The organism is Chryseobacterium sp. DZ-32 (genome assembly GCF_059587025.1).
Genome location: NZ_JCAIOM010000006.1, coordinates 74513 through 100982 on the forward strand (window position 1 = coordinate 74513; position 26470 = coordinate 100982).

Below are 26470 nucleotides of genomic sequence, written 5' to 3' on the forward strand. Positions count from 1 at the left end.
TTATTTATTTACTACTTCTTCGATGTAAGCGATAGCGTGTCCTACAGTAGTAATTTTTTCAGCTTGATCATCAGGGATCTGAATGTTAAATTCTTTTTCAAATTCCATGATTAACTCAACTGTATCTAGTGAATCAGCTCCTAAATCGTTAGTGAAGCTAGCTTCAGGAGTTACTTCTGTTTCTTCAACGTCAAGCTTATCAGCGATGATAGCTTTTACTCTTGATGCAATGTCTGACATAGTAAATTATTTTTTTAATTGTTAGATGGTGCAAATATATAAAATTCTTTACGATAAAACATTTTTTTAGTCTTTTTTGTGGACCGGAAGCTTTCATTTTAGATTGTTTCGCTTTAGTCTTTTAGTTTTCAGGTGGTTATATTTATAGTGTTCAGGGAATATAAAACCAATCATGGAATGACAGAGAGAGAAATAGAAGATAATTCTTCTGAACTTCATCATTGTTAGGTTTGATTGATGAATGGTAGGTCAAAAAAGTAGGGTTGTTTTTAGCGTGATAACAAAAGAGATTTCAAATAAGCTTTATACATCTCAAGATTTTTTTAAAAAACTCATCATATATATAATATATTAATATATAACAGTAAGTTTTATCATTGAAGTTTGGTATAAGCTTGTTTTAAAGTAAAAAACCACTGAATAATCAGTGGTTTCAGTGGAGTTGGAGGTTTTCGAACCTACTATATTTTAACATATTTCAAAATATGTAATATGTCTATTTATCAGTATTTTAGCTATATTTGTATAAACTAATATACTTAGTTTTTATGTCTAAATATAGAAGAAGTAGCACCTAAACTGGCACCTGATGAACTACACTTTTAAACTTAAGCAACCCAATGGTACAAAGGAATCTTTGATTTATTTCCGTTCTTTTTTCAACAATGAAAATAAGAATTTTATCTATTCGACGGGGGAGAAAATAAAACCAAGTGAATGGGATTTTGAAGGCAGACAACCAAATGACCTAAACGGAAGAACTAAGAGGGCAGAAATTCATCGAAGCGTCAAAATGCAATTAGATCGATACAGCAGTTTTTTTACAGAGATCGTTAATCGATATAAGAACATAAATGAAGAACTTACAGTCGATATTCTTAAACAAAGATTTGATGAAAAGTTCAAAAAAATTACTGTCAAAAGTGATTTCTTTAGAATTTACCAGGAGTTTTTGGATGAGAAGGAAAATGACTATACAGGAAATTCGATTTCAAACTCAACTCTAAAGCGTTACAAATGCAATAAAAACTTACTCGAAGATTTTGAAAGCAATTGTAAAGTTAAGATCACTCTGGGAAAATTTGATGATAAACTTTATAATAAGTTTTTAAAATATTGTATTGAAGAAAAAAGGCATTCTGCAAATACATTACACAGAAATGTCGGTCTGCTTAAAACTTTTCTTCTTTGGGCTCTCAATAAAAAGTATACATATAATAACAACTTTATTACGTTCAAAAAACCTGCGAAATTCACAACTGATGAAATAGCTTTAAATTATGAACAAGTTGAGCTCATATATAATTATGACTTCAGTGATAACAAAAGATTGGAAAAGGTACGTGACCTTTTTGTTTTTGGATGCACTACAGGAATGAGGTTTGGCAATTACAGCACGATCTCAAGAAGTGATGTTGATGGTAATTTCATACGAGTTATCGATTTAAAAAGTAAATCTAAAAACTTAGCAATTCCTTTAAACAGTATTTCTAAATCAATACTCGAAAAGTATGATTATAGCCTGCCTAGTATTACAAATCAGAAGATGAATGAGTATATTAAGGAGGTTTTTAAAAAGCTAGAATTTACTGATGAAATAAAGAAGACTATGAAGTATGGTGATGAGTTGGTAGACCAAAAAGCTGAATTCTGGACAAGAATTTCCTCACATACTGCAAGGAGAAGCTTCATCACTATAATGAAGAACAAACGAGTTCCGGATAAAGTAATTATGAGTTACACTGGTCATACTAGCTTAGAAGTCTTTAATGCTTATTACAGACCAAGTGAAGATGATAAGATCAACTATATGAATGAAGTTTTTAAATAATCACCACTTTACGTTATGGATCAAAAAAAACTTTACGGACGTTGGAATTTTTGGGAGGAGTTTGTTGGTTATCCTATGATGATTTATCATTTGATAAAGCGAGAAAAGATTCAGGAGAGGTTGCAACGGAGAATTGAAAAAGCACAACAAAAATCCTCTAAAATTGTTCTCGATGAAAAGTTGAGAAATGAATTTTTGATTAGATATGAAAAGTTAGATAACTTCTTCAGCTTTCATTTCAAAGATATTGATGAATCAAGAAATCACAATTTTGAAGAAAAGATCCAATACTGTTTGGATCAATATAAAAAAGAATCAAACAGCATTTTAAGTTCAAGTAATCTGATGAAATTACAAGGTAATTTTTTAAATGGTGCCGAAACTACACTTTTTCTATATTTCGCCTTAAAACACAAAACAAATAGAAAAATTAGTTTATCAGATATTCTGATTGGTGATGACAGTTCAAAAATTTTCCTTGCTTTTTTAAAAGACAAAAAATTCATCGATGAAAATCACAATCTGCTAGTAGATCAGAAATCTTCATTTATAAGAATTCACCGTTTTCTAAAAGACAATCATATCATAAACCCAGATTTTCAAGATACTACAATAATCGAGGCTATGGAAAATGAATATAATACCAATTTTGACAAAGGAACATTTTCAAGGGCAATAACTGTAAAGCCTAATGATTTTGAGGATAGTATTTACGAAGAACTATCTAGATTGCTCAATATTAAAGATTAGAATTATGTATTCAGATTTCGATTTTACGCTCAATGATTCAACTATAATCTTAAAATACCAAAATGGCTTCATAAAAAAATGAAGCCATTTATTATCTTTAAAATCGCTGTAAAATTTTAGCTTTGTCTCTTACAAAATTGACGAATAAATATTGATATTATTCGTGAGAGTTCCAATCAATGTTCTCCTTAGCCCATTGCTTCGCGGAAATTGTCGAAATTCCGTTCTTACCATTGAATGTATTTTCCATCGGCCACGAAACACCTCTTCCTGCACCGAATATGGAACGGTACTTTTTAACAAAATTGGTGGGATCGTTTTTAAGATCATCGGTAATTTCCGTCATATCCGAAAGTGTACGTTCATACTTTTGACCCGATAAAGATTCCGCAATATCAGCCAGATCGCCGTAAGTGATCGTATCACCTGCAATATAGACAATCTCATTTTCAATCTCAGGTTCTGTAAAGAAGATCTCAGCGGTAAGTCTGCCGATATCATCCGGTGTCGTTAAAGTTACCGCTGTATCCCATCCACCGATTGCATTAATCGATTTTTTCTCAAGATCTAAAATACCAAAGAATGGTTCAAAGAGATAGCTGGTAAACATCCCTGTAGAAACTATAACCCATTTTGTTTTACTTTGTGATCTCAGCAGCTCTCGTACGTCAAGCTGTTCATCAAAAAGATCTTGAGCGCTGCCTCGTCCTATCACTTCAAAGTCAACTCCGAACTGCCAAGGAAAATATCTCTTAACACCAGCATCAAGTACAGCGTGTGCTAATTTCAGCTGAAAGCCACCTGCTCCGGTTCCGTAACCTGTACAGGAGACAATGGCGTCATAGTTTTTAAAAATAGCAATAAGTTCGGAAGATGGAGCAGAAAGATCTCCTGCAAGCAAGGTCACTCCAAGTTCTTTAATTTCTGTTACGTTCTTTTTCTTATCAGGATCTTCAGTATTGATTGTCGCTTCTCTAAGCAAAACAGTAACTTTTACATTACTGTTATTTTTAGCTTTTTTTGCAATGTTTCGGATGACAGGCATACCGAGTTCACCTGCCCCCAAAATTAAGATTGATGTATCTTTCATTTTATAATAATGTTAATATATGAACTATTTACAAAATGTAATCTGTTCATTTTCAGACGCAAATTTAAGACTTTCTGGATTAGGAATCAATTGGAAACCAGTTGGTATGTAACTTACCTGAATGTTAGTTTTTTGATTTTGAGTTCAATTTTTTTTGGTTGATTGGAAAAAAAATTACTAAATCATTAAGCCTAAAAATTTATTGTATTATAAAAAATTAATCGTTAGAAAAATTTATCTTTAAACATCGTAATGTAAAATAAAAATATAAAAATGACAGACGCAGAAATAGAAGGTGCCTGGGATGATATTTGCAAAGTTTTGAATAAGGATCAAGATGAAATTAAAAGTGACATACTGAATCACGTCGGTAATAAATGGTCACTATTTGTTATTCACGCCCTTGGTATTGATGGGAAGATGCGCTTTTCAAATTTAGAGCAACACATTAGAGGAATCAGTCAGAAGATGCTGACTAAATGTCTTCGTGAACTTGAAAGAGACGGTCTCGTCGAAAGAACAGTCTATCCAGAAGTACCCCCAAAAGTAGAGTATGAATTAACTTCCTTGGGAAAAGGTTTGTTAATACAAGTTACGCCGCTGTGGCTATGGATTGCTAATAACATAGAAGCTTTCAAAGAGTCGCAAAGAAACTTTATAAAATAAGATTTGGTGTAAGATAACACTTAACTATAGTGCATAAAGTACTAAATCTGATGCTGGGCTATGTACCATTAACTTACTTTTTAATCCAAAAACTAATTTAACTCCTGACTTGAAAATTTATACTGCCGTTTTAGCAAAAGGCACACAATAATTACTTGCTACTTTCTTTTTTTTCAATGATAGTTTAAAAAAAATACACAAATAATATTTATTTTAACTCACAGCAAATGTCTTCATTTGCTATATTTCACTGATGAGAACTACTCGATTCTAAGTATTAAACTTTACGCAATTGAGTAGAATTGCATCATTAGTTATTCCAATCATACAATTTTGTCTGCAAATAAATACAACAGATTATGCAGGCAACAAATCCATTCCAAACCATTCTCGACGAATTAGAGGAAGTAAAAGACTTACTCTATTCTCTCAAAAAAGAACCTGAAATTGAGTTGAAAAAAAAACTATACTCTATCAAAGAGTGCTCAGAAATTCTTAAACTTGATTATCAGACCGTACGCTCACACATTTTAAAAGGTAACATCAAAGCGGAGCAAATAGGAAGATTCTACAGGGTTAACCATTTTGATCTGATGGATGCTTTAAACGAGGTCAAATCGCTTAAGTACAGAAGATAGGTTAGACTTTATTTATCAAGCATTGTAATTCACCTTTCTGTACTTCCTGTACAGAATCAAACCTTAAAAATATGAGCGAAAAAATCCCATACCTCAGAGTAGGCACAACCTATTATAAAACTATCGAGAAACCATTGATCTCCGGAGACAAGATTTCAATTTTGGTGCGTTGGAACCGTGAAACGATAATTAGCGACCACGGAAAAATCTACGTATCAAAAGTTTCAAAGTATGATGGCTTCTGCTGTATTCCTTCTCATCTTGACTACAAGCAGATCATTGACGGATTCTACAATATTTATAATGAGATTCCTTATCAACCAATCAATGAAAATACTAATTCTGAAGATTTAGAAAACAAAATTCCATTCTCACTTAAATTTATGGAGCATATTTTCGGAGAGCAATTAGAATTAGGTTTAGATTACATAAAGATATTGCTTGAATATCCAACACAGATACTTCCTATTCTATGTTTGGTAAGTAAGGAAAGATCTACCGGAAAATCAACTTTCATAAAATGGCTGAAATCCATCTTTGGATTAAATATGACCTACATCAAAGGTGACTCATTCAGCAGTCAGTTCAATTCAGATTGGACTTCGATGCTGATCGTTGCGATTGACGAAGTATTCTTTGACAAAAAGGAAATCACAGAACGCTTAAAATATCTTTCGACGACTGACAAAGATAAGAAGGAGGCAAAGGGAAAAGACCGTGAAGAAGTCGAATTCTTTGGCAAATTCATTCTCTGTTCCAATAACGAGGACAACTTTATTCAGATCGATGAAAATGAGATCAGATTCTGGATTATCAAAGTAAAATCAATCAAAAGCGAGAACACAGAATTTCTAAAAAATCTCAATGAAGAGATCCCGTATTTTCTTCGATACCTAATTCAAAGACCTTTCCACAGTCATAAACAGACAAGGATGTGGTTCACGGATTCACAGATCAGAACAAAGGCTCTTCAAAGATTGGTTTGGAAGAACAACAATAAACTGGAATCCAAGATTATCGAACTTTTATATGAGTTTTTCGAAAGTAATGAAGACAGCAAGATCCATTGTATTCCTCAGGATATTTTCAATATGCTCGGTAAGATGTTCAGCAAACAATATTGGACAGTCAATGATGTCCGGAAAATCTTGAAAGAAAACTGGAAACTTGAACCTCAAAGTAATTCTTTGGCATATGTAAAATACGACCTCGATTATGGTTTGAGTTTTTTCCAACAGAACAAAGCAGGACGGTATTTTACAATAGAAAGAAATTTTATTCTTCAGAGATTTGATGAAATGATGAGTTAATTGATAATGAAAATAAAATCAATTAGTTACATCTCATCAAAAGCCTCATCAAATTTTTTAATATTGGTTTTTGATGAGAGTATGATGAGTAGAATATTTCCACTTTGATGAGACGATGAGACTTTGATGAGGATTTAAATTATTGTTATTCAATTTTTTCCAAAGCTTTCTCATCAATTCATCAAAAATTACTCAAATACAAACTCATCCGCTTTCGCCAACAGGGGATATTCTATTTATTATTAAAAAACATTAATTATTATAACAATGAACTGCAAAAAATTTAACAGCATATCGTTGGAAGAAGTCCTCCTTTCTCTCGGACACCTTCCCACGAAACAAAATGAAAAAGAAGCTTGGTATCTCAACCCCTTTGCCAGCGAATCCCAAGCCTCTTTTAAATTGGATAAAAAAATTAACGCTTGGTATCTTCACTCAGAGGGTATAGGTGGGAATAACACCGATTTTATGAAAAAGTATTTGAAAACTTCGGTCAATGAAGTTCTGGAATGGGCACAAAAACAAAATTTTTCTTTTTTTCATCAGCAACAACAACATTTTAAAAAGTCGGAACCAAATTACAGAATTGATGGAATACTGAATTTAGAGAATCCAAACCTGAAAAAATATTTACAGGGACGAGGCTTGACCTCAAAAATATACGATCACATTAAAGAAATACGATTTACAGTCGGAGAAAAGAAACTCTACGCAATTGGATTCGAAAATTTATCCGGAGGCTTTGAGCTTCGTAATTCATTTTACAAAGGTTCATTGTTGAAAAAGGATATTTCAATAATCGATCTCAATAATAATGCAATGGCTTTATCAAATGTTCAAGATAAAAACATCAAAGCCGTGGCGGTTTTTGAAGGCTTTATGGATGCCTTGTCTTTTATAGAAATGCAAAGATCTTTCGCCGGAGATCTTCTCGTAATGAATTCCATTGCTCTTTTAAACAAATCCATAGAACGTTTGAAAAACTACTCTGATATCAATCTGTTTCTCGACAACGATAATGCAGGAATTAAATGTAAATCTCAGATCATAAAATCTTTTTCGCAAGCAAAAGATTACTCCGGAATTTATTCCAACCATAAAGATCTCAACGAATTTTTGATACATCGAATAAAAAATGATGTAGTTAATAAATTAGGAAAACAATCTGAAAAATTTCCTGAAGCGGACGAATTGCAAATAAGACATCAGGAAACTGAACTTAAAAATTTAAATGGTTTTAAAAGGAAACGTTGATAAAGCTTGCTGTATGTTTTACCAACTACCTGCAGAAGTTAGGAGCGCATTCGCAACTTTGAAGGTCGTTCCTCCCAACAAAGTTTCAAATACGCTCTGCGAGGCTTCAACCTGAGTAAAATAGCATAAGGTTGATTCTTACCAACCTGTGTAAAAAATACGCAGGTCTTTAACGAAGGTGTGTAAAAAATGCACAGGTAAATTTAATTGCTGTATAATTTTTATACAACAATTTTGATTGGAAACATATAGCACAAACTTCAAAGATGAAAACTAATGAAGACTTCGATAAATTTCAAGGCAGTCAAATCGGACTCTGAAACTCATAATTTCAGAAAGAAAACTTTCGACTACATCCGTAAAGATCTGACACCAAACAATGAATATTGGTTAGAACAGAAAATATCTATTAGAATGCAGAAGATTGAAGCATATTGCAAAGCTAAGTCAGGAAGAAAATTGCAAAAGAATGCAATGCCAATTCGGGAAGCTGTAGTTGTTATAAAAGAAAATACGACGATGTTGGAACTTCAAAACTTGGCAAAAAGACTGGAAGATGAACTGAAAATCCGTGTTTTTCAAATTGCTATACATAAAGATGAAGGTCATACCGATAAGGACACGAAAGAATGGAAGCCAAATTACCACGCTCATTTGGTGGCTGATTGGCAAGATTTGGAAACGGGTAAAACACTTAAACATCAATCTTACCACTATTCAAAAATGCAAGATCTGACAGCTGAATGCCTGAATATGGAAAGGGGGATTTCTGGATCTAGAGGAAGATTGGAAGCTATTGAGTTTAAGATTCAAAAGAAAGAAGAAGATCTCAAAGTTTTGGAAGAAATGTATAACAAAATGAAATCTGAGATGAGTTTAGATAAATCCCAGCAACTGATTGTAAAGGAAAATGATTTTTTGGGTTTTAAAAGACTCAATACTGATAAAACAATTGCGAATTATGAAAAAACATTTCGAATCTATAGAAGCACAATTCAAAAAAGTAAAACAGACTTGGAATCTAAGTCCAAACAGATTGCTGAACTCAGTACAAAAGTTGATAGCTTAAATAAAGAAGTTCAATCATTCAAAAATAAGTATTCCGTGCTATTGACTGAGCCAAATGTTTTTGCTTCAGAAAAGAAAAAATATTTAGATTCTGTCACCAATATTCTTAAAAGAAAGGTCAAATTTGAAAGATATAAATATCCTAATATTGACAGGACAGAAAATCAAAAGTTAATATCGGAAATGGGGCAGATTGCAGAAAACATTTGTAAAGAAAATAATATCCCATTCTCTGCTATTAATGAGATTTTTAAAAATAATGAGATGGCAGTTCAGCTTTTCTCTATACTACGTTTCGGTACTAATGATGCAAATTATATGACTGAGGATATTCCAATTGGCAAGCAAAAGAGGAGAAAAAGACTGTAAATACAAGTAGTGTCAAAATGTGTCTTTTTGCCTTTGAGTTAAAAGAATCTATTCATTCCGGAAATTTTTCCTATGTAAGATCACCAAACTAAAAATATGTTTTCATAATTGAATTAATACTTCAATTTTTTATAAGAGCAATGGAGTTCATTTTATCTGCATTTGTTCTCACAAAACATTTTTAAATCCATAGAAAATTAAAAAATAATAAATATTTGTAAGCGCTTATTTATCAAATCATCAAAATAAATTTTAAATTAGTGATAAGAATTACAATAGGAAGTTCTATAAATGAAATTACTTGTTCGGCAAGCGCCCAACCACTAGGCAATATTTATCATCATGAAAAATACATATGGAAAAAGATATCATTACATTTGGATTTGAGATTCCAGGTTATTCAAATTTTGAAAAAAATATAACATCCAACGTATCCCTTATGGATGCTGATATTGTTGTTATTTGTCCAGAAATAATAAAGCCAAGTAGTCATAGTTGGGTGAGCTTTTCATCAGGTGGCGGCGGTTGTTATGATGTGTCAGCTTCGACAAATTTTATTAACAAGTTGCAGCATTTGAAAAAAGAATTAACTGACATGCTTAAACTTGGGAAAACAATCTTTATACTTTTAAGTGAAAAAAATACATTCCTTATTGCTTTAAGCACTTCACATCCCAGAAAAGGACAAACTACATACAACACAACCTCCTCATCAAATTATGATTTTTTACCAATTAGTATTGGGAAGCTAACCTCTGCATCTGGTGACAAAATAATTTTTACGGGAAATTCGATTTTTGCTAATTTTAATAAAGAATACAATAAGAATTTGGTTTATAAAGCTTACGTAGAAAATTCAGAGAACTGCAATATTGTATACACCGGAAAAGACACAAACAAAATTTTAGGTTCAATTCAAAAAGTTGGAAATGGTCATTTGATAACATTACCGATGATAGAGTTTAATAAAGACTTCACAAAGTACGATGAGGAAAAGGATAAATATTTTTGGACAAAGGAAGGAGTTAGTTTTGGTAAAAACTTCATTCAAAATTTATTAGAAATTGACAAAAATCTCACAAGTAATTCGAATAAAACCCCTATCCCAGATTGGGCTTCGTTAGATGAGTTTGTAACTTCAAAAGCAAAATCTATTGAAAAATCTATCGAAACTAATAATAAGAAGATACTTGAGCTGAAAGAAAGCAATATTAAATACAATGATTTACTGCTTGAAGAAAATAAAATTAAAGATTTACTTTTCGAATCGGGTAAACCATTGGAGGATGCGGTAACTAATGCTCTAAATATTTTGGGCTACGAAGCACAAAATTATGAAGATGGCGTATTAGAACTTGATCAAGTCATAGTAAGTCCCGAAAAGCACCGATTCATAGGTGAATGTGAGGGAAAAGATACTAAAGATATTAATATCACAAAATTTAGACAACTCTTAGAATCTTTAAATGCTGATTTTGCAAGAGATGAAGTTCAAGAAAAAGCTTTCGGTATTTTATTTGGAAACCCTCAAAGATTATCTGAACCAAATTCGAGAACTTTAGATTTTACAGAAAAGTGCAAAATTGGTGCTGAAAGAGAAAAAATAGCATTAGTAAAAACGTCGGATTTATTTTTTGTTATTAAATATTTAAAAGAAAATGATAACGATAATTATAAGAAAAAATGTAGAGATGCCATTTACAAAGGGCTCGGTAAAATTGTAACTTTTCCTCCAATTCCAAAAACTAAATCTCGCCAAACATAGGTTTTGCAAAATGTAGAATTAAGTATAAAGTTATATTTCCACTATTCTGCAAATTGGATTTTTATTTTGATAAGCTACAATTTAAACCTAGACTAAAAGCAAATGAAACTTTCCGACCTAACAATAGAAAGCATTAAAGAATTTATATCAGGCGACAATGGTTTGACTCCTGGACTTTCTGGACCATTAATTTTGAAACTTTTTAATCAAGTTGGTTTTAAAGATGTTTATAAATGGGAAGAAGGCGGAATGCCACGAAAATTAAGCCGAAATGCTTATATAATAGAAAAACTTACTGAAATCAATGGACAAAAAGAATTAATTCAATTATTAGAAATAGTTTTTGACCCAAGACACTTTGCGAAAGATGTAAATAAGGATATTGCAACTGCTGTTGAAAAAATAAATGTATTATTACAGCAAGACGGTTATAGACTTGAAGATATTGATGGTAAATATAAAATCATTGGTGCTGAATTACCGGATGACATTGAAGTAGAAGTGCATTTCGAAGAAATTCAAAGGCAAATAATCGAACAAATTAGACTTGCAAAATTTACTATATGGGTAGCAGTAGCTTGGTTTACTGACAAAGATTTAATGAGGGAACTCTATGAACAAAAGCAAAATGGAATAAATGTCCGCTTGGTTATACTTGACGATGAAATAAATGCTAAAAATGGTTTTCAATACGAGAAATATTTTGAAACAAAACGAGTTCATAAAACAGGAATCTATCAGAATATCATGCATCATAAATTTTGCATAATTGACTTGAAAACAATAGTACACGGTTCATATAATTGGACAACAAAAGCGAAATGGAATAGAGAAACAATAAGTATCGAAAATAGCAGAGAATTAGCAGAAAAATATGCGACAGAATTTAAACAACTAATAAAATAATCATCAGCATTTCAAATGAGGTTTAGCACTTCATGGTTTGTCAATTCACCAAACTGCAAATGGCTATCAGCTAGCTTATAGAAAATTATGGCACAAAGAACGACATTAGAAGATTTTTTAAGAAGATCTAAAGAAATTCATGGTAACAAATATGATTATTCAAAGGTAGTTTATAAAACAACCGAATCTAGAGTAATAATAATTTGTCCAGAGCACGGTGAATTTGATATGAGACCACGTGCTCACTACGCAGAAAACAGAGGTTGTCCAAAATGTGACAATAGTCATAAAAGTGGATTTCATAAAAGTATATGGTATGATAAAAGCAAATATATATATTTAATTGAATGCTACGGAAACAATGAAAAATTCTTAAAATTTGGTGTTACAATTACTGATATTGAAACAAGGACATTAAAAGGTGAATTACCATATTCATATACACGATTATTTTCAAAAAAAATTGAAATTGGAGAAGAAGCTATGAAAATTGAAGTCAAATTAAAAAAGAAATATGCAAGTTTGTCATATAAACCATTGTTGAAATTTAGAGGAAGTACGGAGTGTTTAGTATTGGGAATAAAAGAGAACATTTTAAATTATTTAAAACGAATGACAGAAGAATAGAGTTTTAATTTTAATAATTTTTTTTTAAGTTATAAGTATTGACTAATTTAAATAAAAAAATATTATGAAAATTTTTACTTCTTGATAGTTAAAATCTTCTCTTTAATGGAAGTTAGTAATTTCTTTATAATTGTTAGATATTTCTATGTTCCTATGCTATCTTGAGGTAGAAAAAGAACCCACGCCGTTGTATATACAGTTAAGTATTTAGTGAGTGTTCAAGACCTCACCCTACGGGTGTACAAGCACCCTCGTTATTTTATTTCTATCCGATGATCAATTCGATACCGGCTTTTTCTGCTTTATATTTTATTTTCGTCTGCAATTCATAATAACTCCAGTTGCGAATTACAAACTCCTGTTCTTTTGCAATCCCAATTTTGTCCTCCTGATTTTTAAGAACGAGTGTGCCTGCCTGTTGTTTGATACAGAAATCGATAAGTTTTCGGCTGTATAGGTGAAGCCTATGACTTACATATTTGCTTTCAAGATTTTCTGTTTTGTACAATGCTTTCTGTTTACGTTTTACTCCATTTCCTGAACGGGAATAGGCGATACCCTCCTGAATCCTTTTTTGACTTGCCTGAATTGCGAGCCTGCGATACAAAAACTCCTCCTTTGAGCCGATGTTAATTCGCGTATTGTTTGCTTTTGCAACTATTGGATGTTCCAGAGATAGGTAAGCTTCAGCAATAATTTCGGGGTTTAAAAGATGCTCTTCCTTTTCAAATTCAAAAACTGCGAGCCAGAATATTTTCCTGTCTTTCAGTTGGATCTGTGAGGTGCATAGCTTTATGTCTCCTTTTAGCAGGCGTTCCATTATCGCTCGCTTATCAGTATAATCTTTTCCTAAGTATGTTTTGACAGGAATCGCAAACATATTGAAGCAAAAGGCTTTCTTATCAGGATCATATTTCATTTTGCTGATGCATTTAACCGGAAGTGGGATTGGAATGTCTCTTTTATAATTTCTAAGTGATTTTGCTCCCTGCCAATAATCGGCTTTGTTTTTAGAGAAAGTTGATTGAATTGTATTGTTAAGGCTTCCCAGAATATCTGTCGGAATTTCCCCTTTGAAACGATCAAACACCATTCGTGCTGTAGTGCCAGTTTTCGAACGATTAAACATTCCCATCTGATCTTTTTTTTCATCAACTAACTTGTATTGTATTTCTTCGGTGAGGTAAAAGAAATCCTTGATCATTTCTTGAATATATAAATGGGAAGAAATTAAGTTTGCCGCTCGGAAACAACGGTTCTGATACCGATAAAGTTTTTCCCACATTTCATTTTTTTGATCGGATGGAACATCGATCAATAACTGAATTTTTCGTGTGAGTGTAATTGTTGATTCTTCCATATCAGGTAGTTATTTCAGAGTTATTTCGATTCTGTAAATATTGATAAGCACAAAGAAACTCCTGATGGACTTCTTTTTCAGAAAGTTTGAGTTCTCGAGCAATGACTGCAAATGAAGATTTCTGTTCAAATCTTCTATTTATAATGTCGATTTGCTGACTACTGAGTTTTTCAGTTTGCTCTTTGTTGCCGGAAGCTTTTTCCGTTGGAAGTTCTAGAGAACTTCTATTAAGAATTTTCCGAAGATCATTTATAGCTCTGCTCACCTCATTGCTGATGCTTGTCACACTACTTCCCATTGCTTCTGCGATTGGTTTGTATTGAAAACCATATTCAAGACAAAGTTCAATAAGGTGTTTTCTTTTGGGATCGAGTACGTTTACAACCTTTTTAACTTCATCAAATTTCTTTTGTTCAGATTCCTGATTGAGGAGATTCTCTTTATCATTCTGGGGATCAAAACCTATAAGATAATCCTGATAGTTCTCAAAATTTTCAAGTGATGCCGTTAATCGTGCGAATTTATTTTTGGGAGTGTTGAAATACGTTATACAATCTCTTTTCAAAACAAACCGCAAAAAGCCAAGAATATGATTTGGAGTTTCAATGGAATCACGGTGTAACCAGAGTTTAAGGAATGTATCCTGCACCAGTGTTTCCACGACAAAATCATCGTCAAGCATTTGTTTTCCGATCCAGAAGAGAAGTCTTTTGTACCTTAAATGAATATGTTCTAATGAGGCTGGATTACCTTTTTTCAGCTGTACATATAGCTGAAAATCAGTCAATTTTTTGGGTTGTGAGTTTGTTGTCTTCATAAGCAGTATTTTTCAGCTTAATTATTGCTAAAAGAACTGCTTAGATACCCGAATGAGTTATCTGTACCATTTTCTTCACTATCTCACTACATCTTGCCTCCAAATAAATGGCGTGAAACTCAACATATCCGAACTGGGGCACTGGTATACCTTATATGCAGATAAGTGAGCTCACGCCTAGGTCGTGAGCTACTTTACTTATCCTCTCGCATATTAAAAATTACCAGTTTTCAGTTCGAGATTCTAAGCAATAGCTTCTATATTTCTTTGAAGTATCGCAAAGTTACATTTCAATAACTTATTTTACAAATATAAAAATATTTTACAAAATATGTACTATAGTACATAATATTTTTTGATGTTTTTCATTCACTTTGATTTATGAATGAATCATTAGATGAAATAGAAAGATATGTTATAAAACGTGTTAAAGAAATACGAGAATCAAAGAATATTACCCAAGAGGAACTTTCTCTTTCTATTGGGAAGAATATTGGATTTATATCACAGATAGAAGCACCATCTAAAAAAGCAAAATATAATTTAATCCATCTAAATCTAATTGCAATAGCATTAGGATGCTCCATAAAAGATTTTCTTCCTAATGAGCCGATCCCAGATAAGAAATACGATATTAAAGAAATTAAAAGTAAAAAATCCTGACGAAAGTTAGGATTTTTTTGTGAGGAATAATAGTTTATGCAGGTATTATATTATTACCAAGTTTGATGATAACTTATCATTTGATGGATTTAGTAGGCTTATCTATATCCATAAAACTTCCTAGTTAAAGTAAATAATATATTTTAAGTTGGCTTAAACTTTACATTTATTACTGTGTATTTGAATAAAATATTATTTAAATATTTGAATTTTAGAGCTTTATAGAAATGTATCTAATGATTTTCATTTCAAAGAAGTAATTGGAATTTTGAATTACTTGTTTTTATTATTTATGTTTTATGGTTTTCCGTATTTTCTTTTCCTTTATTTTTAGTATTTTTCAAGCTTTAAAAAAATGAAGATATTATTGATAACTTCTTAAAAAAAATGACTAACCAATGACAAAATTTGCTTTGATTGCGTTTGTCTACTGAAAAATTGATTAAATAGATTTATGAGTTTTAGTATTGCGGAAAAGAAAAAAAGTAGTTGTGGAAAATATAATTTTTCTATTTACGAACATTCTTTGACATTCGAAGATCTAGATTCCTATATTCTTGATATAATGTATGAAGAAACTAATCTTAATTATTTGTTTCAAAAAGATAGACCATTATCTCGAAAAGATAGACTTAGGCAATTACGAAGGTTTATAGAAACTTCGTTTGAAAACAGGGAGAAAGATGTGGATGATGATGAAATCAGAAAGTTTATTTCAGACAATAAGAATGAAACATATTATTCTTTTTTTGCTGAAGCATTATTGGCAAGATTAAATATAGATTATATAGATAAAGACTTAGTAACAGGTGTTATCTCAGTAAATGAAAATCTGACTAAAATCTCTACAGGAGCAGATGTTTGTATGTTTTCGAATAGTAGTTTGGTTTTAGGTGAAGCAAAGTTTTATAGTTTATTATATGGAGGTGTAGGTAAAATTATAAAAGATGTTTCATTTAAAAGTAAATTAGAAGATTATATAAAAAATATCTTAAATACTGATAGTGTCATAATATTAAAGGGTATTACAGGAGAAATATCAGAAAAGACATCTGAGGATATAAAAAAGATGCCTCTTACATTATCTGGATTTGTTCTGCATACATCTGAAACTGATATAAAAAAGTATGATACGTCTTATAATCTGATTGATAAAGTTGCTATTTCCAATTTTCCAACTCATTATAAAATACATTTATATCATCTACCAATAGAGTCAAAAAATGAATTGATCTTTAAAGCACAACGAAAAGCATTAGATTTAATAATTAAAGAAATAATATCGTGATAAACTCTGAAGAAACAATACTGAATCAGAATAATCGTGAAGAAGTTATAAAAATTCTTGATGAAAAAAAAATAAAAGTAGAATTAGAAGATCTATTTCTCTATGATTTGTCACCATACTATAAAGAAAATTTGGACAATTCTTTTTTTTCCAAACAACTTGAATTTATTCAGGAAACAAACCAGCTGAGCCATAATTCGAAGATTTCATTTACTTCTGAACAGCTTAAAATCTATAATGGAATTCTTGAAAACCGGCGGTGCATTGTTTCAGCTCCCACCAGCTTTGGTAAAACAATGTTGATTAAGGAGTTTATTTTTAATAATCAACCAAATAAAGTTGTATTTATTGTTCCTACAAATTCTTTGGCTGATGAATTGTTGGATGATTTTAAATTACTTTTTACAGCTTTAGATTATATTATTTTTGATTCTGTAAAAAGCTTAGAAGTCATTTCTGAAAAGAGCATTTTCATCGGGACTCAGGAAAAATATTATAATTTGAAGGGATTCTATAAAGAAAAAATTGATCTATTTGTAATTGATGAGGCTTATAAACTGACAGATTCAATTAAAGGAAGTAGAGAGGTTATTTTAAACCGTTCTTTTATTGATACAATAGAAAACTCAGAAAAGATTATATTGTTAATGCCATTAGTTAATTCTATTACAGGTTTAGAAAATTTTACTTTTCAAGTTCTAAAATCTGATTATGCTCCTGTAGCAAAGAGCTTTAACAGTATAAAAAAATTAGATCAAACAATATATCAAGAAATATCAAAAAACGAAATAACAAACCTTGTATATTTTAATTCTCCCAAAGAATTAGAAAGAATTTATCTTTCAAAATTAAAATCAATCAAAAATTCGATTGAATTAAATGATAGTTGGATACAAAGAGTACAAGAAGATTTTCATTCGGAATGGTTACCTATTCAAGCTCTAAAATCTGGTATTGGTATACATTATGGTCCTATGCCTAAATTTATTCAGAAAAAAGTAATTGATCTTTTCAAATCAAACCAACTAAAAAATGTATTAGCTACTAATTCTGTCATTGAAGGGGTTAATACGCCTACAAAAAATATCTATATATACAGTTCGAGAGATATTTTAGGAGATAAAAATTTAGTCAAATATAAAAATTTAATTGGACGTGCGGGCAGATTAGGAGAGCATAAGGTTGGAAATATATATTATTTTGAGAAGCATCAAAAGCAATTTGAAAATGCAAACGTATCTTATGAAAATATTAATATTGAATTCCTATTAGAAAATAAATCAGATATTATTGAAATAAATAGAGATGAAAATTTTGATAAAGAAAAAAATACTGAAGGTAAAACTTCGCACGAAGATAAATTACAAAAACATTTAGAAAATTCGAGTTATTCTAATGTTCCTTCAAAGGAAATTATTTCGCTCTTAAACAATCACGGTTTTACAGTTAATCAATTTACAATTTTACTTGAGTACGTAGCCAATACGAAAAATGTTCTTCTTCTCGGTATAATAGGGAAACTTATCGGCGGAACAGATATAAATAGTCTTAATACAATTTTAAGTTCCCGATTTAATACATTTGGTTCAATGGTTAATGAATTACATTCAAAAAACAAACAGAAATTCAAATCTCAAATTATATCAATTTTAATTGATATGATTTACAGCTTTTTACCATTCAAGATAATACCGTTAATTAATTTTATAATTGATGTAGATGATTTGTACAAAAAACACACGAATAAAAATTTAATTCCTACTGAAGTCATTGTTGAGGCTAAGAGGAAAAAAGCTCAGTTTTATTCCAAATTTATAGGTATAGATAATCCTACTCACGAAACACTTGTTATTATGAATAAACTTTTTGAATATGGAATTCCATATCAGAGAGCTAATCCTTTTCTAGAAAGAATTGCAGATAACTTACCAAATAAATTTTCTATACACGATATTAGGAAAATTATTTTTCAAAATGAAAATATGAGCGATTTAAGAGTTTATTTTGAATAACAAATTTAAAATATTCCACAAGAAGACTTAACCAAGGAAAACTATATATGGCACAAAATTTAAAATTAGAAATTTTCAAAATTGCAATAAAGAAACGAAATTCGAGATCTAAAGAATTTTTAAATTTTAAGGATCTGTTTAAGAGTATAGGAGAAGAGAAGGAAGAAGCATATTTACAGTTTATTTCTGACTACAGAGGCTTGTTTGATGGTAAATTTAAAACTGACGGTAAAGGGACTAAAAGTATTTCTACAACAAATGACAATAATTTCACGCCCAGAAGTACTCAAAATATTATAGATGGGGAAATTTTTGGCGGAAGCATCGGTAACTTAGAAACCATCTATGATTTAAATAATGCTATTGAAGAAAAAGGAAAGATAGGATTGGATCAAATTGCATCAGTCCCGTTTTTTGTAAAACTTTGGACTCCTTTTGATCATAATTCCGGAATTTTAATGATACAAAGTTATTCGGATTATACGGTTTCGGAATTGTTTAAGATAGTACTACGTAAATTTATTACTGGTTACGGTTTTACTTTAGTTTATTCACCATTCACTCCAAAAGATATAAAAGATCAATATCTCAAAAATAGCCACGTCTACGAGATGAAAATTATTAAAGATAATATTTCAAGAGGTAAAAGAAAAATAATTAACCCAATTTTCGCAGATGAAAAAAATCTCAAAATCACCGTTACAGTAAGTGGTTTTAAACACAACGTTACAGATTTTTGGAGCAAATTGAAAGGTCAAGGTATAAATAAATTAATTGGTGCTAACTTAGAAGATCTTGATATATCAGAACAAAACGGATACGACCTGAAAGCTTATTATAAGGATGAAGACGGGCATTTAGCAAATGTAGGTATAAATAAGACGTTGGATATTACACCAACAATATTCTTACCCGATGAAATAAAATCAAATGAAACACATCATTATGATTATGTGAAAATTAAAAAATTCACAGACGGTATTCTGAATAAAATAAAAAGGGAAATAGGATATAAAAATTAAATGTTTTCAAAATTTAATTTAATAGAATTATTAAAAGATGGCTTCTCTGAAATTCGAGTAAGTCCAAAGATATTCTATACAATATTTTGGCATCTTTTTTTTCCTATAATGCTTTCAATTATCTTTTTACTATTTGGTGTTACTATTGACAATGACATCATTTCAAATATTATAAGTGCAATTAGCATATTTTCCGGTCTGCTTTTTTCTGTAATTTTTGTTGTAACTGAAAATTATTCCAAGAGAAAAAATCAGATGAGCCGTAATCAAAGTGATGAAGCCCAATCTTATCTCAAAAGATATAAAGATTTTACAGAACAAATTACAACTCTTATTTTGTTTTCGGTTGCTATTGCAATTATATCAATAGTTTTTTTATTACTATATATATTTTTAATGAAAGCAAATTTGCAAGGTTTACAAGTTGTTAAGGAAGTCAAAGAATTTATTGAAACGGGAGATATTGACTACAGTAAAGTAAAATCTATTGTATTATTATTTTTACAAACATTATCCTTTATTTTTCTCTATAACTATCTTCTTACTATAATAACTTTAGTAAAGGAGGTTTATGCAATGGTATTTGATGATATAAACTATGATTAATTATGGTGGAATGATTGATGCTGATAAGATAATATCAGCAACTTATAAAACGATATTACGCAAACAGTGCAAATTATATTGAATTGAAAATTAATGGCACCTAAAATAGCACCTTGAAATAAAAAACCCTGTAAATCAATAATTTACAGGGTTTTAAGTGGAGTTGGAGGGATTCGAACCCTCGTCCAAACAAGCAATACATAAGCTTTCTACATGCTTATTCTACCATTGGTTTTCGACTGGAAGCAGAGGATAGACACCCAACGACCAGCTTATCTTCTGAAATTTTCGAGCTTTAGCCAAAGCTTCTAAAACCTTATTTCTGCATTCCTATATCCCAGGATCAAACGCTGCAGAACAGAGCATTTGTGGAATATCTTGCTTCCCTACTAAAATCTTCGGGAAAACGCTTGATCTACTATACTTCGATATTAAGCTGCAAGAGCGAACTCTTCGTTGCCAGTTAAAATTTTGTAGCAAGGGATTATAGAGATCGCGCTACGGTTCTCTGCATGCTTACTTACCCATTGGTCTTGCTGTCGAAACCAGTCAACCCCATGAATAAAGTGAATACAAAGATAGTGCTTTTTGTTTACATTTCATTAATATCGATGGTTTTAATAGAAATTACGAAATAAAATGAGTAACCTGAAGGTAGTAAGAATTGAATATCCAGTGATTGTGATAAAAATATTATTGTTTGTTAACAGGCTTTAATACGGGGTTTTTAAACAGTTATAGGGTGGATTAGTGATTGTTTATGGCAATATATTTTGTGTTCTGATAAAAAATGTCTACTTTTGCAATCCAAAATGAGATGTAAAATATGTTAATAATTCCAGTAAAAGATGGTGAATCCATCGACAGAGCTTTAAAAAAATACAAGAGAAAATTTGATAAAACAGGAACTGTTCGTCAATTAAGATCTAGACAACAGTTTATTAAGCCTTCTGTAACTTTGAGACAAGCTAGACTAAAAGCGGCTTACAAACAAAGAGCGCTTAGCAAAGAAGAGCAGGCTTAAGATTTTTTCTTAACCATATATTAATTCACTTCTTAAATTCTTATATTTGAGGAGTGAATTTTTATTTTTATACCCTATGATGCTGGAAAAGTTTTTAGAATACTTACAATTCGAAAAAAGATATTCTCCTCATACCATCACAAGCTACAAAAAAGACCTTGAAGACTTTTCCCATTTCTTTCTCCGAACAGAATCTTCTGACAATTTAGCCAAGGCAGACAAAAAAATTATCCGGAATTTTATTGTCGAACTGAGTGAAAACGACATTTCGAAAAGAAGTATCAATAGAAAATTATCTTCTCTCCGCAGTTTTTATCTTTTTCTTTTAAAAATAGGTGAAATTACAGTTTCTCCCGTTGAAGGGATTTCTTCCCTGAAGTTTTATGCTGAAAAACAGATTCCTATGTCTAAAGAGGAAATGACAGATCTCAATGAAAGAGTTTTTGAACAGGTACATGACGTGCTTGAAAAGTGCATTATGGAGGTTCTTTATCAGACGGGAATGCGTAAAGCGGAACTTTGTGGCCTGATATTTGAGAATGTTGACTTATATGGAAATGAATTAAAAGTAATAGGAAAAGGGAACAAAGAAAGGGTAATTCCCATTTCCAATGAATTGTCTGAACTTCTGAAAAGTTATCTGGAAATAAGAAATCCGCAGACAGAATTTAAATCATATTTTTTCGTCAATAAGAAAGGGAAAAAACTCAATGAAAAATTTGTTTATGTGGTAGTTAATAAGTACCTTAGTCTTGTAACAACGAAAGAAAAAAAAAGTCCTCACATCCTTCGGCATAGCTTTGCTACCCACGTATTGGATAATGGGGCGGAGATCTCCAAAGTGAAAAAAATATTAGGGCATTCCAGCCTTGCCAGTACTCAAGTCTATACGAATGCTAATATTGAACAATTGAAAAAAGTGTTTAATCAGGCTCACCCTCGAGCATCAAAAAAAGAAGAATTATGAAGATTTCAGTACAATCAATTGGTTTAACTCCACACGAACCACTAGAATCACACATCGACAAAAAAGTAAGTAAATTGGATACCTTCTATGACAAAATTCAGGAGTGTAAGGTGTTCTTGAAAGTTGAAAATAATTCGGATAAAGCCAACAAAACTGCCGAGATTATTTTAGCGGTTCCGGGAGACGATATCGTAGTAAAGAAGACCACTACAAGTTTTGAAGAAAGTCTGGACCTTTGCGTTGATACTGCTAAAAAGCTATTAATCAAGAAAAAAGAAATGGCGTAGAAAAAAAAGTTAAAAAAAGTTTATAAAAAATTTGAGAATTCAAAAAATCCGTTCTATATTTGCACTCGCAAAAAAGGAACAGCGATCTTTTGAATTCTTTTTTATATTTGCCTCCATAGCTCAGTTGGCCAGAGCACGTGATTTGTAATCTCGGGGTCGTGGGTTCGAATCCCTCTGGAGGCTCATTTTAATATAAAATATCTGGGGAGATTCCAGAGTGGCTAAATGGGACTGACTGTAACTCAGTTGCTTCGGCTTCGTAGGTTCGAATCCTGCTCTCCCCACTTTATATTTTTATAAAAAAAACTTGCAAGATTAAATAAGTTTTCTTAGTTTTGCACAGCGTTTACCAATAGTTTTGGAAACAAAATTGCGGAAGTAGCTCAGTTGGTAGAGCGTCAGCCTTCCAAGCTGAATGTCGCGGGTTCGACCCCCGTCTTCCGCTCAATAGAATCACACAATTAAGAGTGATTTTTTTAACACTGGAATGTGTAGAGTAGAGTTTCTCGATCAGTTTCAGTCCTTTATTAAAATGCCTCCATAGCTCAGTTGGCCAGAGCACGTGATTTGTAATCTCGGGGTCGTGGGTTCGAATCCCTCTGGAGGCTCATTTTAATATAAAATATCTGGGGAGATTCCAGAGTGGCTAAATGGGACTGACTGTAACTCAGTTGCTTCGGCTTCGTAGGTTCGAATCCTGCTCTCCCCACTTTATATTTTTATAAAAAAAACTTGCAAGATTAAATAAGTTTTCTTAGTTTTGCACAGCGTTTACCAATAGTTTTGGAAACAAAATTGCGGAAGTAGCTCAGTTGGTAGAGCGTCAGCCTTCCAAGCTGAATGTCGCGGGTTCGACCCCCGTCTTCCGCTCAACGAAAATCACGCTACTTAGTGTGATTTTTTTAGTTGATGCCGACTTAGCTCAGCGGTAGAGTGCTTCCTTGGTAAGGAAGAGGTCACGGGTTCAAGTCCCGTAGTTGGCTCTTAATTTTCCCGAATTTCTTCGGGATTTTTTATGCCCTAATTTTAGATGGAATCTCATTGCAAAAGGAACCGCATGAAACAGGATTTTGCTGAGTTCTAAAAGAATCACGGAAGATTTATATGTTCTGAAGTATTTTGGTTCTTACATATAAAAAAGGTAAGTGTTTAATATTGTCTTTGAACTTTACAAAATGGGAAGTTCACACTATAAAGCGGTGAAATTAATTTTGAACTTATACACTGGGTATAGTGTCATTAAAATAGCCCTGACTCAGGGCTAAATTACAATAGATAAGTAATATTGTAGGAGTTTTATAAGTTATATTTTACTTTTACGCCAATATATCCAGGTAATCTTTGAATAATACTTGTTTGAAGAGTTACATTTTGTAGTGTAGATAAGATAATTTGAGTTTTATTAAAATTTAAAATATCATTTCCAATGACACTATATTCCCATTTTTTACTATAATCATAAGAAATTTCAAAATCGGTCTTTAAAAAATGCTGTTTTTGTTCAGAGATATAAATATTATAGTGATTTCGGAAGTAGTATTTAAAATGTTTATTAATAATACCATCAAAATCTGCAAATAGTTCAGTTCTATCATTAGATATTTTTTTATTTAAATTTGTATAGCTACTTATATTTTTTTGTTTAGAAACTCCTATTTCATAATTAAAAATTCCATTTTTAAAAACACTCATTAAACTTGCTTTTAAAATGATATTTTGTGAAGTAATAGGATTTTCTATTTGATCTATTATATTTATTGAATTTGAGTGTGAATAAGACCCATTTAATTTTATTTTAGCTTTAAGGAAACTAACTTTCTTATCTAAATTAATATTTGTAAACCAGTTTTGTGTAGGTGTTGAGTTAAGAACTTGGCTTATTACAATATATTGTGGAAGCAATTGGCTAGCGGTTATAATTGATTTTTCATTTTTAGTATAATTGAAACTTAGATTTAATATAGTACCTGAAAACAAATTGAAATATCTTAAATAAACGCTGAAATTATGACTTCGCATAGGAAGTCCTAAATCCAAGATGTTATTTTGCAGAATTCTGTTATAATCATCCAGTATGGGTTGTATAAAAGTCTGATTAGTATTTGCAAAATCATTCTTTACCTGATAAGATAAATTAAGTTCAGATAATTGATTTAACTGAAATTTTACATTGGCTTTTGGCAAGTATAAAAGCCTGTTCAAAGAAGTATAGTATAAAAGTGTATTCTGTAAAGAAAATTGAAAAAAACCTTTACGCTTATAAATACTAAATTCAGTATTGAAGAAATTTCTACTGATTTTATTGTTATTTGAATATTGAGAGTTTTCGATTGAAGATAAAAAACTATCTTGAGTTAAAGAATATCCTAATCCTATATAATAAATCAGTTTTTTGGGCTTAAAGGTATAAGTACTCAAAAGTCCATAAGTTTCCTGATTATATTTTTTATCCTGTAGTAACGGAGAATCTAAATTTAAAACATTGGGGAAGTTATCTAACTGAAAGTTATTTTGTTGGTAATTAATGTCATTGAAAATATACAAAGCCAAAAGCTTTGTTGGAGATAATTTAGAAGTATAGCTTAATTGTTGAGATAGCGTATAAGGGGTATCATGTACTTTTTCGTCAATTCTATTTTCTATATTACCAAAAGTTTGATCTATTTGAACGTCTTTTTTTCCACTGTATGGATCAAATGCTAAACTATATGTAAGTAGACTGTTATCTGAGACTAAATAGTCCAAATTGGCTCTTGTTCGGTTAAAAAATAATTGCTCTTTTGTTTTTATATTTTCAGTAGTGCTGTAACTTGAATTTTGGTCGAAAAAAAGCGTATTATTTAGGATGTTTTTATTTTGGTTAACATTATTAAAGATACTGTATATGTTAAGTTTTGTCTTTTTTGAGAGATAAGAAGTGAGATTCAATGCTCCAAAATTGTTATATTTTTTCGTCATCCTGTCATCACTAATAAGAGTTGTTGGCATTATAAAATCTGTGTTGCCAACATTGCGTTTGCTTACAAAATCATTTTTAGAAGAAATAATCATTTGAAAGTATTGATCAAATGTAATTACTTCATCATTTATATTGTTTGAATTTCCTATAAAGCTCATGTTTGTAGTTTTATCAAATTTAAACAAGTTTACTCCGGCTTTGTAGCGTCCTTCATATGCAGAGATTAAAGTAGTATTTCCCGTTATTTTACCTTTATATTCTTTTTTGATTCCAATATTTATGGCTGTTTTATCCGAAGGTTCCAAGTCCTTTATTTTCGCATTATCTGAATAATGATTGATAACTGCAATATCATCAATCATATCTGCATCTAAATTTTCAGTGGCAAGTTGATGATTATCACCAAAAAAGTCCTTTCCATCTACAAGAAGGTTATCTACTTTTTTTCCTCCTATTTTGATTTGCCCATCATTTCCTACTTCAAACCCTGGAAGTTTATTAAGAATATCTTTAAGGTTATGTTCCGAACCCGTTGTAAAGTATTTTGTTTTATAGGATATAGTATCACCGCTTTGCTTTAAAGCTGAAGCCTGTCCGATAATCTTAACTTCCTCAACCTGATTTATTTTTTCTGAAAGAATTATTTCTAATTCTACTGATTTTTGATCATTGCTTATAGTAATGTTCCTTTTTAGAGGTTCGAAAAGTATTTTATTAACCTCTAATGTATAAGAGGGCTCTTTGTTAACCTGAAAAGTGAAATTACCATTTGAATCAGAGTTTTGAAAAGAAAGTGTTTTTCCGTTATTGTCTAATATCTGAACAATAGCATCTTCCACAGGATTATGATTTTTATTTAAAATTTTTCCATTAACTTTTATCTGAGAAAAAAAGAAAACAGGAAAACAGAAAATAAGAAAAATAGAACTCTTCATATGATTTAAAAGCTTT

At 31.0% G+C, this 26470-nt stretch carries 23 protein-coding genes, 7 tRNA genes and 1 other RNA gene; 25 read left to right on the forward strand and 6 right to left on the reverse strand.

From position 1 onward, the window contains the following. Positions 1-240 (reverse strand): acyl carrier protein, encoded by a 240-nt coding sequence (locus AC59HC_RS08255; protein ID WP_002976354.1) that lies wholly within the window; start codon positions 238-240, stop codon positions 1-3. A gap of 589 nt (positions 241-829) precedes the next feature. Here AC59HC_RS08255 and AC59HC_RS08260 point away from each other — a divergent pair. Together AC59HC_RS08260 and AC59HC_RS08265 are read left to right on the forward strand one after the other, a co-directional pair. Then, positions 830-2071, forward strand: coding sequence for a site-specific integrase (locus AC59HC_RS08260; RefSeq protein WP_496558417.1), 1242 nt, complete (start codon positions 830-832; stop codon positions 2069-2071). Positions 2072-2086: 15 nt separating this feature from the next. Continuing rightward, positions 2087-2821, forward strand: coding sequence for a hypothetical protein (locus AC59HC_RS08265; RefSeq protein ID WP_496558418.1), 735 nt, complete (start codon positions 2087-2089; stop codon positions 2819-2821). Between the two features lie 157 nt (positions 2822-2978). On the opposite strand, the gene AC59HC_RS08270 is transcribed toward AC59HC_RS08265, so the two are convergent. Beyond that, positions 2979-3911 carry an aromatic alcohol reductase gene (locus tag AC59HC_RS08270; RefSeq protein WP_496558419.1) on the reverse strand — a complete coding sequence of 311 codons (933 nt, stop codon included), beginning with the start codon at positions 3909-3911 and terminating at the stop codon, positions 2979-2981. Positions 3912-4184: 273 nt separating this feature from the next. On the opposite strand from AC59HC_RS08270, the gene AC59HC_RS08275 reads away from it, so the two are divergent. The 8 genes from AC59HC_RS08275 to AC59HC_RS08310 all read left to right on the forward strand — a co-directional run bounded on the left by AC59HC_RS08275 (position 4185) and on the right by AC59HC_RS08310 (position 12514). Continuing rightward, the gene (locus AC59HC_RS08275) at positions 4185-4577 is read left to right on the forward strand and encodes a winged helix-turn-helix transcriptional regulator (RefSeq protein WP_496558420.1); all 393 of its coding nucleotides are present in this window, start codon (positions 4185-4187) and stop codon (positions 4575-4577) included. Positions 4578-4936: 359 nt separating this feature from the next. After that, positions 4937-5215 carry a helix-turn-helix domain-containing protein gene (locus AC59HC_RS08280; protein ID WP_089795795.1) on the forward strand — a complete coding sequence of 93 codons (279 nt, stop codon included), beginning with the start codon at positions 4937-4939 and terminating at the stop codon, positions 5213-5215. Positions 5216-5286: 71 nt separating this feature from the next. Next, on the forward strand, positions 5287-6525 hold the full coding sequence (locus AC59HC_RS08285; RefSeq protein ID WP_089795797.1) for a primase-helicase family protein: 1239 nt from the start codon (positions 5287-5289) through the stop codon (positions 6523-6525). Between the two features lie 267 nt (positions 6526-6792). Then, positions 6793-7779 (forward strand): DUF8464 domain-containing protein, encoded by a 987-nt coding sequence (locus AC59HC_RS08290; RefSeq protein ID WP_089795799.1) that lies wholly within the window; start codon positions 6793-6795, stop codon positions 7777-7779. A 414-nt stretch (positions 7780-8193) separates the two neighbouring features. Further along, entirely contained in the window at positions 8194-9216 is a 1023-nt protein-coding gene (locus AC59HC_RS08295) for a hypothetical protein (RefSeq protein WP_496558421.1), read from the forward strand. A 355-nt stretch (positions 9217-9571) separates the two neighbouring features. Continuing rightward, positions 9572-10981: a hypothetical protein gene (locus AC59HC_RS08300; protein WP_089795803.1), complete on the forward strand. Its 1410-nt coding sequence runs from the start codon at positions 9572-9574 to the stop codon at positions 10979-10981. A gap of 102 nt (positions 10982-11083) precedes the next feature. Continuing rightward, on the forward strand, positions 11084-11887 hold the full coding sequence (locus AC59HC_RS08305; protein ID WP_496558422.1) for a phospholipase D-like domain-containing protein: 804 nt from the start codon (positions 11084-11086) through the stop codon (positions 11885-11887). Positions 11888-11974: 87 nt separating this feature from the next. Further along, positions 11975-12514: a DUF723 domain-containing protein gene (locus AC59HC_RS08310; RefSeq protein WP_336686507.1), complete on the forward strand. Its 540-nt coding sequence runs from the start codon at positions 11975-11977 to the stop codon at positions 12512-12514. A 265-nt stretch (positions 12515-12779) separates the two neighbouring features. On the opposite strand, the gene AC59HC_RS08315 is transcribed toward AC59HC_RS08310, so the two are convergent. Next, positions 12780-13874 carry a hypothetical protein gene (locus AC59HC_RS08315; RefSeq protein ID WP_089796372.1) on the reverse strand — a complete coding sequence of 365 codons (1095 nt, stop codon included), beginning with the start codon at positions 13872-13874 and terminating at the stop codon, positions 12780-12782. A gap of 1 nt (position 13875) precedes the next feature. After that, the gene (locus tag AC59HC_RS08320) at positions 13876-14691 is read right to left on the reverse strand and encodes an RNA polymerase sigma factor (protein ID WP_089796370.1); all 816 of its coding nucleotides are present in this window, start codon (positions 14689-14691) and stop codon (positions 13876-13878) included. A 381-nt stretch (positions 14692-15072) separates the two neighbouring features. Here AC59HC_RS08320 and AC59HC_RS08325 point away from each other — a divergent pair, with 381 nt between their 5' ends. The 5 genes from AC59HC_RS08325 to AC59HC_RS08345 all read left to right on the forward strand — a co-directional run bounded on the left by AC59HC_RS08325 (position 15073) and on the right by AC59HC_RS08345 (position 20282). Further along, positions 15073-15354, forward strand: coding sequence for a helix-turn-helix domain-containing protein (locus AC59HC_RS08325; protein ID WP_089796368.1), 282 nt, complete (start codon positions 15073-15075; stop codon positions 15352-15354). A 454-nt stretch (positions 15355-15808) separates the two neighbouring features. Next, a complete protein-coding gene (locus tag AC59HC_RS08330) occupies positions 15809-16642 on the forward strand; it encodes a hypothetical protein (RefSeq protein ID WP_089796365.1) in 834 nt (277 codons plus the stop codon). Beyond that, on the forward strand, positions 16639-18654 hold the full coding sequence (locus AC59HC_RS08335) for a DEAD/DEAH box helicase (protein WP_496558423.1): 2016 nt from the start codon (positions 16639-16641) through the stop codon (positions 18652-18654). The genes AC59HC_RS08330 and AC59HC_RS08335 overlap by 4 nt, the downstream gene beginning before the upstream one ends. 47 nt (positions 18655-18701) lie before the next feature. After that, positions 18702-19676, forward strand: a complete 975-nt coding sequence (locus tag AC59HC_RS08340; protein WP_089796360.1) for a hypothetical protein — start codon at positions 18702-18704, stop codon at positions 19674-19676. Next, the gene (locus AC59HC_RS08345) at positions 19677-20282 is read left to right on the forward strand and encodes a hypothetical protein (RefSeq protein WP_496558424.1); all 606 of its coding nucleotides are present in this window, start codon (positions 19677-19679) and stop codon (positions 20280-20282) included. A gap of 155 nt (positions 20283-20437) precedes the next feature. Here the strand turns inward: AC59HC_RS08345 and ssrA are convergent. Further along, positions 20438-20839, reverse strand: a transfer-messenger RNA (tmRNA) gene (gene ssrA, locus AC59HC_RS08350). Between the two features lie 269 nt (positions 20840-21108). Here ssrA and rpsU point away from each other — a divergent pair. The 10 genes from rpsU (at position 21109) to AC59HC_RS08400 (ending at position 23543) form a co-directional block, all read left to right on the forward strand. Next, the gene (gene rpsU, locus AC59HC_RS08355; RefSeq protein WP_034693154.1) at positions 21109-21306 is read left to right on the forward strand and encodes a 30S ribosomal protein S21; all 198 of its coding nucleotides are present in this window, start codon (positions 21109-21111) and stop codon (positions 21304-21306) included. Between the two features lie 79 nt (positions 21307-21385). Continuing rightward, positions 21386-22273 (forward strand): tyrosine-type recombinase/integrase, encoded by an 888-nt coding sequence (locus AC59HC_RS08360; RefSeq protein WP_343643282.1) that lies wholly within the window; start codon positions 21386-21388, stop codon positions 22271-22273. Next, positions 22270-22560 (forward strand): HPF/RaiA family ribosome-associated protein, encoded by a 291-nt coding sequence (locus AC59HC_RS08365; protein WP_002976393.1) that lies wholly within the window; start codon positions 22270-22272, stop codon positions 22558-22560. Before AC59HC_RS08360 ends, AC59HC_RS08365 begins: the two co-directional genes overlap by 4 nt. A 109-nt stretch (positions 22561-22669) precedes the next feature. Beyond that, positions 22670-22743: transfer RNA gene (locus tag AC59HC_RS08370), tRNA-Thr, on the forward strand. Between the two features lie 20 nt (positions 22744-22763). After that, positions 22764-22844: transfer RNA gene (locus AC59HC_RS08375), tRNA-Tyr, on the forward strand. Positions 22845-22932: 88 nt separating this feature from the next. After that, a tRNA-Gly gene (locus AC59HC_RS08380) sits at positions 22933-23005 on the forward strand. Between the two features lie 89 nt (positions 23006-23094). Further along, positions 23095-23168: transfer RNA gene (locus AC59HC_RS08385), tRNA-Thr, on the forward strand. Positions 23169-23188: 20 nt separating this feature from the next. Beyond that, positions 23189-23269: transfer RNA gene (locus AC59HC_RS08390), tRNA-Tyr, on the forward strand. Between the two features lie 88 nt (positions 23270-23357). Then, positions 23358-23430, forward strand: a tRNA-Gly gene (locus tag AC59HC_RS08395). A gap of 41 nt (positions 23431-23471) precedes the next feature. Then, positions 23472-23543, forward strand: a tRNA-Thr gene (locus AC59HC_RS08400). Between the two features lie 313 nt (positions 23544-23856). Here the strand turns inward: AC59HC_RS08400 and AC59HC_RS08405 are convergent. Continuing rightward, positions 23857-26454 carry a carboxypeptidase-like regulatory domain-containing protein gene (locus tag AC59HC_RS08405; protein ID WP_343644019.1) on the reverse strand — a complete coding sequence of 866 codons (2598 nt, stop codon included), beginning with the start codon at positions 26452-26454 and terminating at the stop codon, positions 23857-23859. Positions 26455-26470: the final 16 nt, after the last annotated feature.

Bases quoted from the DNA above. Each gene is read 5' to 3' on its own strand.
- AC59HC_RS08325 (WP_089796368.1), top strand. From the start codon at position 15,073: ATGAATGAATCATTAGATGAAATAGAAAGATATGTTATAAAACGTGTT.
- AC59HC_RS08265 (WP_496558418.1), top strand. From the start codon at position 2,087: ATGGATCAAAAAAAACTTTACGGACGTTGGAATTTTTGGGAGGAGTTT.
- AC59HC_RS08270 (WP_496558419.1), bottom strand. From the start codon at position 3,911: ATGAAAGATACATCAATCTTAATTTTGGGGGCAGGTGAACTCGGTATG.
- AC59HC_RS08320 (WP_089796370.1), bottom strand. From the start codon at position 14,691: ATGAAGACAACAAACTCACAACCCAAAAAATTGACTGATTTTCAGCTA.
- AC59HC_RS08255 (WP_002976354.1), bottom strand. From the start codon at position 240: ATGTCAGACATTGCATCAAGAGTAAAAGCTATCATCGCTGATAAGCTT.
- AC59HC_RS08310 (WP_336686507.1), top strand. From the start codon at position 11,975: ATGGCACAAAGAACGACATTAGAAGATTTTTTAAGAAGATCTAAAGAA.
- AC59HC_RS08330 (WP_089796365.1), top strand. From the start codon at position 15,809: ATGAGTTTTAGTATTGCGGAAAAGAAAAAAAGTAGTTGTGGAAAATAT.
- AC59HC_RS08345 (WP_496558424.1), top strand. From the start codon at position 19,677: ATGTTTTCAAAATTTAATTTAATAGAATTATTAAAAGATGGCTTCTCT.
- AC59HC_RS08290 (WP_089795799.1), top strand. From the start codon at position 6,793: ATGAACTGCAAAAAATTTAACAGCATATCGTTGGAAGAAGTCCTCCTT.
- AC59HC_RS08305 (WP_496558422.1), top strand. From the start codon at position 11,084: ATGAAACTTTCCGACCTAACAATAGAAAGCATTAAAGAATTTATATCA.
- AC59HC_RS08340 (WP_089796360.1), top strand. From the start codon at position 18,702: ATGGCACAAAATTTAAAATTAGAAATTTTCAAAATTGCAATAAAGAAA.
- AC59HC_RS08315 (WP_089796372.1), bottom strand. From the start codon at position 13,874: ATGGAAGAATCAACAATTACACTCACACGAAAAATTCAGTTATTGATC.
- AC59HC_RS08285 (WP_089795797.1), top strand. From the start codon at position 5,287: ATGAGCGAAAAAATCCCATACCTCAGAGTAGGCACAACCTATTATAAA.
- rpsU (WP_034693154.1), top strand. From the start codon at position 21,109: ATGTTAATAATTCCAGTAAAAGATGGTGAATCCATCGACAGAGCTTTA.
- AC59HC_RS08360 (WP_343643282.1), top strand. From the start codon at position 21,386: ATGCTGGAAAAGTTTTTAGAATACTTACAATTCGAAAAAAGATATTCT.
- AC59HC_RS08365 (WP_002976393.1), top strand. From the start codon at position 22,270: ATGAAGATTTCAGTACAATCAATTGGTTTAACTCCACACGAACCACTA.
- AC59HC_RS08300 (WP_089795803.1), top strand. From the start codon at position 9,572: ATGGAAAAAGATATCATTACATTTGGATTTGAGATTCCAGGTTATTCA.
- AC59HC_RS08275 (WP_496558420.1), top strand. From the start codon at position 4,185: ATGACAGACGCAGAAATAGAAGGTGCCTGGGATGATATTTGCAAAGTT.
- AC59HC_RS08280 (WP_089795795.1), top strand. From the start codon at position 4,937: ATGCAGGCAACAAATCCATTCCAAACCATTCTCGACGAATTAGAGGAA.
- AC59HC_RS08405 (WP_343644019.1), bottom strand. From the start codon at position 26,454: ATGAAGAGTTCTATTTTTCTTATTTTCTGTTTTCCTGTTTTCTTTTTT.
- AC59HC_RS08260 (WP_496558417.1), top strand. From the start codon at position 830: ATGAACTACACTTTTAAACTTAAGCAACCCAATGGTACAAAGGAATCT.
- AC59HC_RS08295 (WP_496558421.1), top strand. From the start codon at position 8,194: ATGCAGAAGATTGAAGCATATTGCAAAGCTAAGTCAGGAAGAAAATTG.